The following is a 15,444-nucleotide window of genomic DNA, read 5'->3' as shown; positions in this document are numbered from 1 at the left end:
GAACCTGCGATGAAGATTCTGCTGGTGGACGACCATTCCGTGGTGCGCCAGGGCTACGCCAGCCTGCTGCGCGGCCTGCTGCCCGAGGTGGAGGTGAGCGAAGCGGCCAGCGGCGAGCAGGCCTTGCAACTGGTGCAGGACAGCATTCCCAACCTGGTGGTGATGGACCTCTCGCTGCCGGGCATCAGCGGCCTGGAAACCACCCGCCGGCTGCGCCAACGCCTGCCGCAGTTGCGCGTGCTGTTCTTCAGCATGCACGACGAGCTGCCCCTGGTGCGCCAGGCCCTGGACGCCGGTGCCGCCGGCTACATCACCAAGAACTCCGCGCCCGAGGTGCTGGTGGAAGCGGTGCGGCGCATCCTCGCCGGGCACGCCTACATCGAGCAGCCCCTGGCCACCCAGCTCGCCTGCCACCCGGCGCACCAGGCCGGCGACCCGCGCCTCTCCGGCATGACCCAGCGCGAGCTGGAAATCTTCACCATGCTCGCCCGCGGCATGCCCGCACGCAGCATCGCCGAGCACCTGTGCATCAGCGCCAAGACGGTTTCCAACTACCTGACGATGCTGAAGAACAAGCTGCAGGTCAGCTCCCAGGCGGAGCTGGTGCACCTGGCCATCGATACCGGGGTATTGCGGCTGGGGTGATAGGGCAGGGCATCGGCTCTGCTGTGACGACTTGAGCTGAGGACTCGACAGGATGAGTGCGTGCCGTAGGGTGCGCCACACCCTACGTCCGAAGTGAGCGACGGTTGCATGTTCCGAGGCCAGATGGGGGCCAAAACATGATCTAGGAGCGTGGATGTTTACTCGCGCGGACATCGCGGCTGCAACCGCTCCCACAGCCCCCGCCAGGCTATTCCACCTCAGGTCTTCAGCTGGCTGGCGAACTGCCCCACGGCGCTGACCACGCGCTGGGCGCCGTCCTGGATTTCGACGATTACCGAGCCGGCCTCGTTGGCCAGGTTCAGCCCCTGCTCGGCGTGGTGGCGGCTGCTGGACATGCTGTCCACCGCCGCCTGGGCCAGGCTCTGGTTCTGCTGCACGACCTCGACGATTTCCTCGGCCGCCTGGCTGGTGCGCCCGGCCAGCTGGCGCACTTCGTCGGCGACCACCGCGAAGCCGCGGCCCTGCTCGCCCGCGCGGGCCGCCTCGATGGCGGCGTTGAGGGCCAGCAGGTTGGTCTGCGAGGCGATGCCGCTGATGGTCTTGATGATCGAACTGATCAGTTGCGACTGCTTGTCCAGCGCCTCGATGCCTTCGGCCGCTTCCTGCACCTGGTTGGTGATCAGGCGCATGACGTTGACCGTCTGGCTGACCACCGAGGCGCCTTTCTGCGCCGTGGCGTCGGTCTGCTGGGAGGTGCTGTAGGCGATGTTCGCCGCCTCGGCCACGGCCTGCTCCTGGTTCACCTGGTCGGTGATCACGGTGGCGAACTTCACCACCTTGTAGAGCTGGTCGTTGGTGTCGTGCACCGGGTTGTAGGAGGCCTCCAGCCAGACGTCGCGGCCGTGGGCGTCGACGCGCTTGAAGCGCCCAACCACGAACTCGCCGCGCAGCAGCTTGGCCCAGAACTCCCGGTACGCAGGTGAGCTGGATTCCTCCGGATCGCAGAAGACGCTGTGGTGCTTGCCCTTGATCTGCTCCAGGCGGTAGCCCATGGCATCGAGGAAGCGCTGGTTGGCGTTGAGCACCTCACCCTTGAGGTTGAACTCGATCACCGCGGTGGAGCGCAGCAGGGCATTGATCAGGCCCTCGTGCTCCTTGGCGGTCTCGATAGTGCGGGTCAGGTCGTTGGCGCACACCACCACGCTCTGGATCTGTCCGCGCCCGTCGCGGATCGGTTGCCAGATGCAGCGCAGCCAGGCCTCGCGGCCATCGCCGCGGAGCAGCCGGTACGCGCCGTTGAAGTGCTCGCCGTTGGCCAGGCCCTGGCGCATCTTCAGGTAGTTGGGGTCGCGGTGGAAGGCCTGTGGAATGAGCTCTTCGAGCGTGCGGCCGATGATGGTGTCACGGCGATACTGCAACTCGTTGAGGAAGTTTTCGTTGACGGACAGGATGCGACCCTGGAGGTCGATCTCCATCACCAGCATTTCCTGGAAGATGGATTCCTTGATCTGCTGGGCTCGGGCATTTTCCTCCCGAAGGTGCTCCAGTTCCTTTTTCAAGCTTGTGTTGAACATGGTCGGAACCCGTTGGCTGAGAGTGTGGAGGCGCTTGGTCAGCTCATCGGCCCTGACAGAACTTTCTTAAATCAGATGACAGAAAAATCGTTGGGGCGCGACGCCTGAAGTGTAGACGCGCGCCGCCCGAGCATTATTTTTCCCAATCCACCGGGCATTCCCGGCAGCCTTCCATGTTCACCCCCTGGAACGACGCGTAGTGGCGGCGGGCGCCGCTGAGGTCGGCGTTCTCCAGGTTGGCGTCGCCCAGCTTGGCTTCCTGCAGGTTGGCGTCGTTGAGGCGGGCGCCCTTGAGGTCGGCGCGGCTGAGCCAGGTCATTTCCAGGTCGGCGGCGCTGAGGTTGGCGTCGTGCAGCTTGGCGCCGGAGAGGCGGGCGAACTCCAGGTAGGCGGCGGTCAGGTCGGCGCCCTTGAACTGCGCGCCCTGGCCGAACAGGCCCCAGCCCTGCACCGCCACCAGGCGGGCGCCACTGAGGTTGGCCACGCGCAGGTTGCTCTGCTGCAGGCTGGCGCGGGTCAGGTTGCTGCCCACCAGCTGGGCTTTCTCCAGGTTGGCCAGGTCGAGGTTGGCGTGGCGCAGGTCGGCGCCGGAGAGGTCGGCCCCGGCCAGGTTGATCTTGTGCAGGTCGAGGTTGCGCAGGTCGGCATTGCGCAGGTCGGCGCCGGGGCATTGGCTTTCCGGCTCCAGGCGGCAGCCGCCGATCACCCGGACGGCGTCCTCGGTGGCGGTTTCGGCTTGCGGGGCGGGGGCCTGGGCCCAGGCGAGCCCGACGACCAGCATCAGCAGGGGAAGGAACATGGGCAGGTAGTTCATGACGGCTCCTGGTGCGTGGCAGGGGAGTCGGCGCGCCCGCAGGCGCGCCGGGGAGGGTCAGCGGCTGGCGGTCTTGTTGTCCCAGCTCGGCAGCTTGAACACCCAGAACGAGCCGCCCTGGGCCACCGGCTTGGTCAGCTCGGCCATGTCGCCGCCCCACAGCGGCACGGCGCCGCCGTAGCCGACGGTCACGCCGATGTACTGCTCGCCGTCCTGTTCCCAGGTGATGGGCGGGGAGACGATGCCGCTGCCGGTCTGGAACTTCCACAGCTCCTTGCCGGTTTTCGCGTCGAAGGCCTTGAAGAAGCCGTCGCCGGTGCCGGTGAACACCAGGTTGCCCTTGGTGGCGAGTACGCCGGCCCAGAGCGGCAGGTGCTCGTTGTGTTCCCACACCACCTTGCCGGTGGTCGGGTCCATGGCGCGCAGGCTGCCGACGTGGTCGTCGTACATGCGCTTGATGCGGAAGCCCATGCCCAGGTAGGCGGAGCCTTTCTTGTAGTTCACCTCCTCGGTCCAGTAGTCCTCCTTCCAGTTGTTGGCCGGCACGTAGAACAGGCCGGTGTCCTGGCTGTAGGCCATGGGGTTCCAGTTCTTGCCGCCGAGGAAGGGCGGGGAGACCTCCACCGCCTTGCCGTGCTTCTGGCCCGGCTCGGGCAGCGGCGGGCGCTGGCCTTCGTTCTCCACCGGGCGGCCGGTCTTCAGGTCGATGTGGCTGGCCCAGGTGATGTTGTCGACGAAGGGGAAGGCGTTCTGCAGCTTGCCGTTGGTGCGGTCCACCACATAGAAGAAGCCGTTGCGGTCGGCGTGGGCGGTGGCTTTCACCACCTTGCCGTCCTTGCCCTTGTAGTCGAACAGCACCAGCTCGTTGTTGCCGGAGAAGTCCCAGGCGTCGTTCGGGGTGTGCTGGTAGAACCACTTCACCTCGCCGGTGCTCGGGTCCACGCCCACCTGGCCGGAGGTGTAGAGGCTGTCGTAGTCGTGGGGGTTGCCGCCCTTGGCGGTGCGCGCCCAGGTGTTCCAGGGGCCGGGGTTGCCCGCGCCAACGATGATGGTGTTGGTCTCGGCGTCGAAGCTGGCGCTCTGCCAGGGGGCGCCGCCACCGTGGCTCCAGGCCTCGACCTTGCCGGTCGGGGAGTTCTTGTCGTCCGGCCAGGAGGGCGCCTTCACATCGCCCGTCGGGGTGCTGTCCTTGCCATTGAGGCGGCCCATGTGGCCCTCGACGAAGGGGCGCATCCAGACTTCCTCGCCGGTGTCCGGGTCGCGGGCGTAGAGCTGGCCGACCACGCCGAATTCGTCACCGGAGCTGCCGTGGATCAGCAGGGTCTTGCCGGTCTTCTGGTCCTTGATCAGGGTCGGGGCCCCGGTCATGGTGTAGCCGGCGGTGTGATCGCCGAACTTCTTGTTCCACACCACCTTGCCGGTGTCCTTGTTCAGCGCCACCAGGCGGCCGTCCAGGGTGCCGAAGAAGATCTTGTCGCCGTAGATGGCGGCGCCGCGGTTGACCACGTCGCAGCAGGGGCGGATGTCGTCGGGCAGGCGGTGGTTGTAGACCCACAGGCGCTTGCCGGTCTTGGCGTCGAGGGCGAACACGCGGGAGTAGGAGCCGGTGACGTAGACCACACCGTCGCGCACGATCGCCTGGGATTCCTGGCCGCGCTGCTTCTCGTCGCCGAAGGAGTAGGACCAGGCCGGCACCAGCTTGAACACGTTCTGGTCGTTGACCTGGGCCAGGGGGCTCCAGCGCTGGGCGTTGGTGCCCATGCCGTACTGCAGCACGTCCTTGACCGAGACATGGTCGTTGGCGATGTCTTCCCAGGTCACGTTGGCGGCGAAGGCCCCGGCGCTGGCGGCGAGGCCACCGGCGAGCAGGAGGCCCTTGATGGCGAGGCTGAGCGGGCTGGCAGGTTGGGGGTGCGATCTTGTTGTCATGTGTGCGGTTCCCGTGGTCGTTGTGGACCAGTGCGCCACCTGGCGTCCTGGCGCTTCGAATACTGGAAGCGCCACCGCCTGCGGGATACGGAAAAACTCCCGCGCTTGCCGGGAAAACTTCCCAGTGCGGGCATGACTTGGAACCGCTGCCAAAGCGCCTCGATACACCTCCGCCCGGCCTGCTACCAAGGGAGTAGGGCGCGGCCACCAAAGCAGCATTCGGCCGTTATCGACGGCTCCTTACCATCCTCGTCACCACGCTCCTGCCGAGCGTTCGCCTTGCCCAGCATCTCGAAGAGGATGGAAGTCATGAATAACAAGAACGCCCTGCGTGGCCTGATGTTCCTTGCCGGTCTGAGCCTCACCGGTCTTGCCCTGGCCCATGGCGATGTCGTGCCGCAGGCCGTCAACACCGATGGCCTGGAGCCCCTGGGCAAGGAATGGCGCGACACCAACCCCTACCGCGCGCCCTATGAGAAGAACGCCCTGGCGGTGGAGATCGGTTCCTCGGCCTACAACCAGAACTGCGCCCGTTGCCACGGCCTGGAAGCCAAGTCCGGTGGCATCGCCCCTGACCTGCGCCTGCTGGAAATCAGCGCCGATGGCGACGAGTGGTTCAAGGAACGGGTGATCAACGGCGCGGTGCGCGACGGCGCGGTGTACATGCCGAAGATGGCCGACTTCCTCAGCCAGGAAGCGCTCTGGGCCATCCGCTCCTACCTGGAAAGCGTCCACGTCGAAGAGTGATCGCCATGCGCCTGCTCGCCCTGCTGTGCTGGTTGCTGTGCCTGCCGCTGGCGCAGGCGCAGGTCCGCCCCTATGACGACATCCTCGCCTCGGGGGTGCTCAAGGTCGCGGTCTACGAGAACTTCCCGCCCTACAGCTTCCAGCAGGACGGCCAGGCCCGCGGCGTCGACGTCGACCTGGCCAATGCCCTGGCCGCAGCGCTGGGGCTGAAGGCCGAGCTGATCTGGGTGACCCCCGGCGAGAAGCTCGACGACGACCTGCGCAACTACATCTGGAAGGGCCACTACCTGCGCCCCAAATTGCTCGCGGACCTGATGCTGCGCGTGCCCTACGACCGTGACTACACCGCGCGGCGCAACGACGTGGGCGAGTTGGTCAACGAACAGGTGGTGATCTTCGCCCCCTACCAGCGCGAGCGCTGGCACCTGGTGCACGACACCCGGCGCCTGCCGGCGGTGGACAGCATCGGCGTGTTCCGCCTGCACCCCATCGGCGTCGAGCTGGAGAGCGTGCCGTCCTTCTACCTGACCTCGGTGTTCAACGGCCAGCTCAGCGCCAACACCCGCCACTACCCGAGCCCGGCCGCCGCCTTCACCGCCCTGCAGGGCGCCGAGGTGGACGCGGTGATGGCCCTGCGCGGCGAGCTGCAGTGGCTGCTGCACCAGGCCGCCGACCCGGCGCTGCAATCCTCCGACACCACCTACCCCAACCTCGGCCAGCCCCTGTGGGACATCGGCATGGCGGTGCACGAGTCCAACCGCCAGCTTTCCAACGCGCTGGACATGGAGGTGGAGGCGATGGTCCGCGATGGCCGGCTGGCCGCTATATACGCCCGCTACGGGCTGACCTACGAGCTGCCCGGCCTCTACCAGGACGTGCAATGAGGTGGGCCCCGGCCTGCCAGGGAGAACCGCCATGCGCCACCTGACCACGCTGCTGCTGGGCTTGTGCCTGGGTGCCCAGGCCCTCGCTGCGCCCGACCCGGGCAAGGACCCGATGCCCTCGGTGATGTGGGACTTCCACCACCAGCGCATCCTCGACGGCGCGCCCTACGTCTTCGACGACCGCGTGCAGCTGCTGGCGCCGCCCTTCGCCGAGGACGCCCGCCAGGTGCCGATCCAGGTGGACGCCCGGGCGCTGCCGGGCAAGGTGACGCGAGTCATGGCCTGGGCCGAGCTCAACCCCATTCCCCGGGTGTTCGACTTCCGCCCCGGCGATGCCGTATTGCCGGTGGTGGCGATCCGCATCCGCATCGAGCAGGCCACGCCGATCCGCGCGGCGGCGCTGACCGAGGATGGCGTCTGGCACATCGGCTCGGCCTGGATCGACGCCGCCGGCGGCGGCTGCACCGCGCCCAGCGTGGTGCGCGCGCAACCGGGCTGGGAGGACCGCCTGGGGCAGATCCACGCCGCGCGCTTTCCCCTGGGGGACGACGAACGCCTGCGCCTGCGCGTCGACCACCCGATGGACAACGGCCTGGTGGGCGGCATCCCCGAGTTCTTCCTCAACCAGGCCGAACTGCGCGACGCCGACGGCAAGCCCCTGGCGACCCTGGAGCTGTTCCCGGCCGTGGCCGAGAACCCCACCCTCAGCCTGGACGTGAAGGGCCACGCAGGCGCGCGCCTGTGGCTGCGCGACAACAACGGCAACGAATTCGAAGGGGGGCTCTAGGCATGCGCCTGCTCGTGCTGGTGTTCCTCGTCGTGCTGCCGCTGCTGTCCCGCGCCGAGCTGGACTACACCCTGCAACCCCGGCAGATCGCCGAAGGCACCTGGCTGCTGGAAGGCAGCACCGACAACTTCGCGGCGGGCAATGGCGGCAACGTGGTCAACACCGCCTTCATCGTCACCGACGACGGCGTGGTGGTGATCGACAGCGGCCCCTCCAGGCGCTACGGCGAGGCGATGCGCCAGGCCATCGCACGGGTCACCCCGCAGCCGGTGGTCCGGGTGCTGATCACCCACCACCACCCGGACCACGCGCTGGGCAACCAGGCCTTCGCCGACGTGCCCATCGCCGCCTTGCCCGGCACCACCGAACTGCTGCGCCAGCAGGGCGACGCCATGGCCGAGAACATGTACCGCCTGGTGGGCGACTGGATGCGCGGCACCGAGGTGCTGCTGCCCACCGAGGCGGTCACCCCCGGCACCTTCAGCATCGGTGGCCACCCGCTGCGCCTGCTGGCCCTGCGCGGCCACACCGGGGCGGACCTGGCGATCCTCGACGAGCGCACCGGCGTGCTCTTCGGCGGTGATTTGCTGTTCTACCAGCGGGCCCTGACCACCCCCAACAGCCCGGGGCTGGACGTTTGGCTCGCCGACCTCGACCAGCTCCAGGCGCTGCCCTGGAAACTGCTGGTGCCCGGCCACGGCCCGGTGGCCCGCGATGACGCGATCTTCACCCAGATGCGCGACTACCTCGGCTGGCTCGACGGCCTGCTGCGCGACGGCGCGAAACGCGGCGCGGAGATGAACGAGCTGATCCGCGCGCCCATCCCCGAACGCTTCGCCGGCATCAGCCTGACCCGCTACGAGCTGGTGCGCAGCGTCAGCCACCTTTACCCGCGCTACGAGCGCGAACGCCTGCCATTGGCTGAGTGAGGCGCAGCGGTGCCACGACGCGCTCCGCATGGTGGACGGGTGAAGCGTCGTCCACCCTTGTATCTCGACTAACTACCCCTTCAGGGGTAATAGTTCCCGACTGATCATCGGGGGAGGGGCTGGAAGTCGTGTCCACCCTTAGGCCCTGAGCCTGCGACGTAGATAGTGCTCCGCCCCTCCACACTCACTCGAACAGCCCGAACGGTATCTTGAGCCCAGAGCTCGCATTCACAAGGTTGGGCCGGGTGCAGTGATGATCGCATTTGGAACGATCAGGAGGAGCACACATGCCCAGTGTCATTGGTGTCGACATTGCGAAGCACACGTTTGATATCGCCACCCTGCAGGCGAACGGCAAGTACCGCACCAAGGCCAAGTTGGCCAACAGCGAGGCGGGCTTTCGCACGCTGCAGGAGTGGCTGAACAAGCACAGCGAGGCGGGTGCCTGGGTCGTGATGGAAGCCACCGGCATCCACCATGAAGCCCTGGCCGAATGGCTGCTGGAGCAGAACTATCGGGTCTGCGTCCTCAACCCAGCGCAAATCGCTCACTACGCCCGCAGTCAGCTGCAGCGCGTGAAAACTGACAAGGTCGACGCCAAGCTGATCGCCGAATACGGCGAGCGCCACCAAGATGAGCTACGGCCCTGGCAGCCTGAACCTCGCGCCATACGGCGCCTGAAAGCACTGATGCGGCGCCTGGCGGATCTGCAGGAAATCCAGCAGATGGAGAGCAATCGCCTGGAGGTGGCCGATACCAGCGTGCAGGAGTCGATCCGCTCAGTGTTGCGGCACATCGAGCAACAGATCGAGGAAACCCTCAAGGCCATCAACAACCACATCGACAATGACCCGGATCTGCGCGGCAAACGTGATCTGTTGACCAGCATCGATGGCATCGCGGACAAGACAGCCGCCCTGATCCTGGCGGAGCTGGGCGACCCTCATCGCTTCACCAGCAGCCGCGCGATTACCGCCTTTGCCGGGCTCAATCCGCGTTTGCAGGAGTCTGGTAAGTACCGGGGGCAGACCCGCATTTCCAAGATGGGCTCATCGCGGCTGCGTGCTGGGCTGTACATGCCTGCCGTTTGCGCCCTGCAGCACAACGGGGCGATCAAAGCGATGAGAGAACGCCTCAGAGCCAAGGGCAAGACCGGCATGCAGATCATCTGCGCAGCGATGCGTAAGCTGCTGAACATCGCTTATGGCGTCTTGAAATCGGGCCAGCCGTACGACGTAAAACTGGCCCTTGCTCACTAGGGATCAAGACGGTATCTACCTGTTCTGCGTTCCCACCCAGCGCAGGCGTACCCCCTGGGCGTAGGGTGGAGGTCGCTCTTTACCTCCACCAGATGGAGTCGGGTGGGGCACGCCGTCGTGCCCGATCGTTCGTTGCCTGGGGCTGGGAGCGGGAGCGGTGGGCTGAAGCCCACCCTACGCCCACCCGCCCACCCGCCGACCCACGCCCAAGCCCACCTACGCCGATCCTGTGCCCACCCAGCGCCCCTGGAACCGGGTGGGCCGGTATTGCTACCAAGGAACTACGAATCTCCGCACTGAGGTGAATTGGCGGGGAGGGCGGGCGAACCAAGAATTCGCGGCAGACCGGGAAATTTTCCCGGATGACAACAACAAGCCCGCAGAGGTAGCCGCAATGAACCCCACCGGTTTCACCCAGCCTTTCGTCCGCACGGCGCTGTTCGCCGCCATGACCCTCGCCAGCCTGTCGGCCTGGGCGGGCGTCACCGACCAGGACATCAGCGATGCCGGCAAGCGCAATGACCAGATCGTGGTCAACGGCCTCAACCAGCAGGGCCAGCGCTACAGCACGCTGGACACGCTCAACACCGACAACGTCAAGGAACTGCGCCCGGTCTGGGCGCTGTCCTTCGGCGGCGAGAAGCAGCGCGGCCAGCAGGCGCAGCCGCTGATCAAGGACGGCGTGATGTACGTCACCGCCTCCTACTCGCGGGTGTTCGCCGCTGACGCGCGCACCGGCAAGAAGCTCTGGCAGTACGACGCGCGCCTGCCCGACGGCATCATGCCCTGCTGCGACGTGATCAACCGGGGCGTGGCCCTGTACGGCGACCTGGTGATCTTCGGCACCCTCGACGCCAAGCTGGTGGCGCTGAACAAGGACACCGGCAAGGTGGTGTGGAAGAAGACCGTGGCCGACTACAAGGCCGGCTACTCCATCTCCGCCGCACCGCTGATCGCCAAGGGCAAGCTGATCACCGGCGTCGCCGGCGGCGAGTTCGGCGTGGTCGGCAAGATCGAGGCCTATGACCCCGCCACCGGCAACCTGCTGTGGAGCCGCCCCACCGTGGAAGGCCACATGGGCTACGTCTACAAGGACGGCAAGGCTGTGGAGAACGGCATCTCCGGCGGCGAAGCGGGCAAGACCTGGCCGGGCGACCTGTGGAAGACCGGCGGCGCCGCGCCCTGGCTGGGCGGCTACTACGACCCGAGCACCGACTCGCTGTTCATCGGCACCGGCAACCCCTCGCCGTGGAACTCCCACCTGCGCCCCGGCGACAACCTGTTCTCCTCCTCGCGCCTGGCGCTGAACCCGGAGGACGGCTCGATCAAGTGGCACTTCCAGACCACCCCGCACGACGGCTGGGACTACGACGGCGTCAACGAGCTGGTGTCGTTCGACTACCAGGATGGCGGCAAGACCATCAAGGCCGCCGGCACCGCCGACCGCAACGGCTTCTTCTATGTGCTCGACCGCACCAACGGCAAATTCATCCGTGGCTTCCCCTTCGTCGACAAGGTCACCTGGGCCAAGGGCCTGGACAAGAACGGCCGGCCCATCTACGACGACGCCCACCGCCCCGGTGCACCGGGGGATGCGAAGAAGGGCACCTCGGTGTTCGTCGCGCCGTCCTTCCTCGGCGGCAAGAACTGGATGCCCATGGCCTACAGCCAGGACACCGGCCTGTTCTACGTGCCCTCCAACGAGTGGGGCATGGATATGTGGAACGAGGGCGTGACCTACAAGAAGGGCGCGGCCTACCTGGGCGCGGGCTTCACCATCAAGCCGCTGAACGAAGGCTACATCGGCGTGCTGCGCGCCATCGACCCGAAGACCGGCAAGCAAGTCTGGCGCTATGAAAACTACGCGCCGCTGTGGGGCGGCGTGCTGGCCACCAAGGGCAACCTGGTGTTCACCGGCAACCCGGAAGGCTTCCTGATGGCCTTCGACGCCAGGACCGGCAAGAAGCTCTACGAGTTCAACACCGGCTCCGGCGTGATCGCCTCCCCGGTCACCTGGGAGATGGACGGCGAGCAGTACGTCACCGTGGTCTCCGGCTGGGGCGGCGCCGTGCCGCTGTGGGGCGGCGAGGTGGCCAAGCGCATCAAGGACCTGGACCAGGGCGGCATGATCTGGACCTTCAAGCTGCCCAAGGACCTAGTGGCCAAGCGCTGACGGAGCGGGCGCGGCGGCCCGGTGCCGCCGCGCTCTGCCCACTCCGGCGGGGTGGATTCACAGCCTGCCTCCTCATCCCCTAGACTGCGCTCCCCGCCGTCAGCGTTGCGTGCCGGCCTCTCGTCCCGAGGAGCGCCTCGCTCGTGATCCGTCTCAGCCTGCTTCCCTGCCTCTTCCTGCTGTCGTGGCTGCTCGCCGCACCGGCACAGGCCGTCGCCCCCATCGACCTGCGTGACTGGAACCCCGAGCTGCAGCCCATGCACGCGCTGGACGGCGACTGGCGGCTGACCTGGATCGAGCCGGAGCGCGCCGAGCAGCAGGTGCGCATCCCCTTCACCTGGGGCAAGGGCACCCCGACCTTCTGGGGGGAGGTGGGGTTCGGCCGGGTGGAGCTGCGCAGCCAGCTGCTGCTGCCTGCCCATGCCCGCCAGCTGGCGCTGTACTTCGATGACTTCAAGTCGGCGGCGCGGGTCTGGGTCGACGGCGCCCTGGTGCTGGAGCGCGGGCGGCCGGGCGATGCGCAGGACGAGGTGCCGCGCCTGCAATCGGCCATCGTGCCCCTGCCACAGGGGCACACGCAGGTGGACATCCGCATCGAGCTGTCCAACCACTTCCACCACGAGGGCGGCATCGACATGGCCGTCAGGGCCGGCACCCTGCAGACGCTGCAGATGGACGCGAGCCGCCAGCGTGCCCTCTACCTGCTGACCGTCGGCGCGGCCTTCATGATGGCGCTGTTCATGGGCCTGCTCGACCGCAGCGCGGCGCGCTCGCTGGGCGGTGCGCCGCTGGCCGCCATGCTGGTGCTGGCCGGGATGCGCGCGGCCTCCAGCGGCGAGTTGCTGGACCACTACCTCCAATGGCCGGCGCTCTGGATCTACCGCATCGAGTACCTGTCCGGGCACCTGTTCGCGCCGGCCTACGGCTTCCTCCTGCTGCGCCTGTTCCCGAGGGAGCTGTCGCGCCGGCTCGTGGTGCTGCTGGCCGGCGTGGGTGTGCTCGGTGCCGCCCTGACGCTGCTGCTGCCCGCGCACTTCTTCACCCTGCTGCGCGACCCCTGTGCCCTGTGGCTGCTGCTCAGCGAGCTGTACTTCCTCGGCGCCCTGCTGCTGGCTGCCAGGCGTCGCCGGGCGGGTGCCCTGTGGGTGCTGCTGGGGATGGTGGTGATGGACGCCACCATCGTCAACGACCTGCTGATGTACTCCTTCAGCGTCTCGACGCTCAATCTCATCCCGGTGGGGGTGCTGTTCTTCCTCCTCTCCCACGGCCTGGTGGTGGGCAGCCGGGTCATCGCCGCGCTGCAGCACAGCAACCAGTTGCGCGACGATCTCCAGCGCCTCAACGCCTCGCTGGAGGCCCGGGTCGACGAGCGCACCCGGGCGCTGGCGGTGGCCCGTGACCAGGCGCTGCACGAGGCGCAACAGTCGCTGGAGCGCCAGGCGATGCTCAGCCACGAACTGCGCACGCCCTTGGTGGCCATCCAGGGGCACCTCCAGCTCCTCGATCAGGGCGGGCTGGATGGTCGCCAGCAGCAGCGCATCGAGACCGTACAGAGCGCGGCGCAGAGCCTCACCGACGTGCTCGACGGCCTGATGCTGCTCAGCCGCGCGGAGCAGCTGGAGCTGCCCCCGGCCCAGGCCTTCTCCCCCGTGCGCCTGGTCGAGGAGTGCGCCGCGATCTTCCAGCCCCAGGCCGAGGCGCGCGCCCTGCGGCTGTCGACCGCCTGCGCGGCCGGCCTGCCGGCCTTCGTGCTGGGCAACCCGAAGCCGCTGCGGCAGATCCTCTTCAACCTGCTGGGCAATGCCCTGAAGTTCACCGAGAGCGGGGAGGTGGTCATCCGCCTGGACAGGGACGGCGACGGCCTCCTCATCGAGGTTCGGGACACCGGCCCCGGTATCCGCCCCGAGCTGCAGGCCAGCATCTTCGACGCCTTCGTGCGGGACCCGCTATCCGACCGCCCCGGCATCGGCCTGGGCCTGTACATCAGCGCGCGGCTGGCCGCCCTGATCGGCGGGCAGCTGACCCTGGACAGTGCGCCCGGGCGCGGCACCACCATGCGCCTGGCGCTGCCCTGGCCGGAGGTCGACGAGCCCGAGCCGGGCGCGGACGAGGTCGCCCAGCTGCAGGGCATGCGCGTGCTGCTGGTGGAGGACGTGGAGGTCAGCCGCCTGGTGACCGCCGAGTTGCTACAGAGCTGGGGCTGCCAGGTCGGCACGGCCAGCTCCGGCCTCGAAGCGGTCGCCTCCTGCCTGGCCACCCCCTACGACCTGGTGCTGATGGACATGCGCCTGCCCGACATCGACGGGCTCGCCGCCAGCCGCAGGATTCTCGAGGGGCCAGCGGGCCCAGGCCGCTGCTGCTGGCCCTGACCGCCAACGCGGCTGACCTGGACCCCCAGCAGTGCCGGGAGGCCGGCCTGAGCGGCGTGCTGGCCAAACCCCTGCATCGCGAGGCCTTGCTGGCCGTCCTGGAGAGCTGGGAGTCGCCCGTCCCGATGGCGGGAAAGCAGACCGAGGAGCTGTCCCAGGAGCGTCTCGCGATGCTGCGCGGCTGGCTCGGCGCCGCGCTGTTCGATCGTCTCCTGCCGACCCTGTGCACCTCGTTGCGCGAGATACGGGCGTCGCTCGCCTCGCTGCCCGATGGCGGGCGGGGCACCGAGCAACTGGAGGCGCTGTGCCACCGCCTGCGCGGCAGCACGCTCAACTTCGGGCTCGATCAACTGGCCCAGGCAGCGGAGCGTACGCGCCGTCCGGAGCAGGTCCCGGCGTTGCTGGCGGTGCTCGACCGCCATCTGGTGCTGCTCGAGGATCGGCTCGCGGTCGAAGCTGCCCTGAGGCGAACTGACGCATGAGGTGGCAACCCGCCAGCGCTTTGAGTCAGAATCCGCGCCGGTCCGAAACAGGGAAAATGGAGTGATGGCCGATAAGCTGGTGGTGGTGGAGGATGCTCCCGAGATCCGCGACATGATGGTGCTCTACCTGCAGAAAGCGGGGTACGAGGTGCACGCCACCGATTCGGGGTGGCAATGCCTGGAACTGGTGCAGGCCCAGAATCCGGCGCTGGTGCTGCTGGACATCGGCCTTCCCGACCTGGACGGGCTGACCGTTACGGCGCAGCTGCGGCGCCGCCACCCGCAGCTCGGCATCATCCTGGTGACGGTGCGCGACGAGGACTACGACCGGGTCGTGGGCCTCGATGCCGGCGCCGATGGCTACCTCACCAAGCCGCTGAACCTGAACATCCTCCAGGCCCAGGTGCGCAGCCTGCTGCGCCGCTGTGGCGGGGGAGAGCGGGTCGGCGACTTCAACCTGCACCTGGGGCGTTTTCGCGTGGACCTGCTGCGCCGGCGCATCTACGACCCGCAGGGCCAGGACGTTAACCTCACGCCCGGCGAGTTCGCCCTGCTGATCGGCCTGATCGAGCGGCGCGGCAGCGCCATCAGCCGCCATGATCTGCTCCACTGCGTGCGCCGTGGCCAGGGAACCGACGAGCAGGTCGATGTGCGCACCGTGGATGCGCTGGTGGTACGCCTGCGTCGCAAACTGGAACTCAACGCCAATCGGCCGCAACTGATCCTGACCGTCTACGGCAAGGGTTACAGGCTGGCGACTGACGACGAGATCGGCGGCGGCCCCGCTCACTAGGCGGGTATGAATGGCCGTTCACAAGCATGAACGGCGTCTCCTAGCCCTCGCTTATAGCGAATAGAGAAAATTCACCATCCGTGAAATTTCCTTTCGTG

General features: G+C 67.6%; 13 protein-coding genes. 10 read left to right on the top strand and 3 right to left on the bottom strand.

The window, feature by feature from the left end; genetic code table 11:
- The first annotated feature begins 9 nt into the window (after positions 1-9).
- Positions 10-645 (top strand): response regulator, encoded by a 636-nt coding sequence (locus tag PSm6_RS01510; protein WP_043241974.1) that lies wholly within the window; start codon positions 10-12, stop codon positions 643-645.
- 218 nt (positions 646-863) lie between these two features.
- On the opposite strand, the gene PSm6_RS01505 is transcribed toward PSm6_RS01510, so the two are convergent.
- The 3 genes from PSm6_RS01505 to exaA form a co-directional block, all read right to left on the bottom strand.
- On the bottom strand, positions 864-2,180 hold the full coding sequence (locus tag PSm6_RS01505) for a methyl-accepting chemotaxis protein (RefSeq protein ID WP_021218538.1): 1,317 nt from the start codon (positions 2,178-2,180) through the stop codon (positions 864-866).
- A gap of 133 nt (positions 2,181-2,313) precedes the next feature.
- Positions 2,314-2,994, bottom strand: coding sequence for a pentapeptide repeat-containing protein (locus tag PSm6_RS01500; RefSeq protein WP_265169330.1), 681 nt, complete (start codon positions 2,992-2,994; stop codon positions 2,314-2,316).
- Positions 2,995-3,051: 57 nt separating this feature from the next.
- A complete protein-coding gene (gene exaA / locus PSm6_RS01495) occupies positions 3,052-4,923 on the bottom strand; it encodes a quinoprotein ethanol dehydrogenase (protein ID WP_021218540.1) in 1,872 nt (623 codons plus the stop codon).
- Between the two features lie 309 nt (positions 4,924-5,232).
- Between exaA and pedF the strand changes: the two genes are divergently transcribed.
- The 9 genes from pedF to PSm6_RS01450 all read left to right on the top strand — a co-directional run bounded on the left by pedF (position 5,233) and on the right by PSm6_RS01450 (position 15,346).
- Positions 5,233-5,670 (top strand): cytochrome c-550 PedF, encoded by a 438-nt coding sequence (gene pedF / locus PSm6_RS01490; protein ID WP_021218542.1) that lies wholly within the window; start codon positions 5,233-5,235, stop codon positions 5,668-5,670.
- A gap of 5 nt (positions 5,671-5,675) precedes the next feature.
- Positions 5,676-6,554: a substrate-binding periplasmic protein gene (locus tag PSm6_RS01485; RefSeq protein WP_043242041.1), complete on the top strand. Its 879-nt coding sequence runs from the start codon at positions 5,676-5,678 to the stop codon at positions 6,552-6,554.
- A gap of 31 nt (positions 6,555-6,585) precedes the next feature.
- Positions 6,586-7,341 carry a quinoprotein dehydrogenase-associated SoxYZ-like carrier gene (locus PSm6_RS01480; RefSeq protein WP_043241968.1) on the top strand — a complete coding sequence of 252 codons (756 nt, stop codon included), beginning with the start codon at positions 6,586-6,588 and terminating at the stop codon, positions 7,339-7,341.
- A gap of 2 nt (positions 7,342-7,343) precedes the next feature.
- Positions 7,344-8,270, top strand: a complete 927-nt coding sequence (locus tag PSm6_RS01475) for a quinoprotein relay system zinc metallohydrolase 1 (RefSeq protein WP_043241967.1) — start codon at positions 7,344-7,346, stop codon at positions 8,268-8,270.
- A gap of 287 nt (positions 8,271-8,557) precedes the next feature.
- The gene (locus PSm6_RS01470) at positions 8,558-9,529 is read left to right on the top strand and encodes an IS110 family RNA-guided transposase (RefSeq protein ID WP_265167663.1); all 972 of its coding nucleotides are present in this window, start codon (positions 8,558-8,560) and stop codon (positions 9,527-9,529) included.
- A 394-nt stretch (positions 9,530-9,923) separates the two neighbouring features.
- Positions 9,924-11,702, top strand: coding sequence for a methanol/ethanol family PQQ-dependent dehydrogenase (locus tag PSm6_RS01465; RefSeq protein ID WP_043241965.1), 1,779 nt, complete (start codon positions 9,924-9,926; stop codon positions 11,700-11,702).
- A 143-nt stretch (positions 11,703-11,845) separates the two neighbouring features.
- Positions 11,846-14,071 carry an ATP-binding protein gene (locus PSm6_RS01460; RefSeq protein WP_265169329.1) on the top strand — a complete coding sequence of 742 codons (2,226 nt, stop codon included), beginning with the start codon at positions 11,846-11,848 and terminating at the stop codon, positions 14,069-14,071.
- 56 nt (positions 14,072-14,127) lie between these two features.
- The gene (locus tag PSm6_RS01455; protein ID WP_265169328.1) at positions 14,128-14,553 is read left to right on the top strand and encodes an Hpt domain-containing protein; all 426 of its coding nucleotides are present in this window, start codon (positions 14,128-14,130) and stop codon (positions 14,551-14,553) included.
- A gap of 64 nt (positions 14,554-14,617) precedes the next feature.
- Positions 14,618-15,346 (top strand): response regulator transcription factor, encoded by a 729-nt coding sequence (locus PSm6_RS01450; protein ID WP_265169327.1) that lies wholly within the window; start codon positions 14,618-14,620, stop codon positions 15,344-15,346.
- The last annotated feature ends 98 nt before the right edge of the window (positions 15,347-15,444 follow it).

Origin of the sequence: Pseudomonas solani, from assembly GCF_026072635.1 — a bacterium.
GTDB classification, from domain to species: domain Bacteria; phylum Pseudomonadota; class Gammaproteobacteria; order Pseudomonadales; family Pseudomonadaceae; genus Metapseudomonas; species Metapseudomonas solani.
The sequence above is the reverse complement of the archived record's forward strand: the minus strand, read 5'-3'. Positions and strand labels throughout refer to the sequence as shown.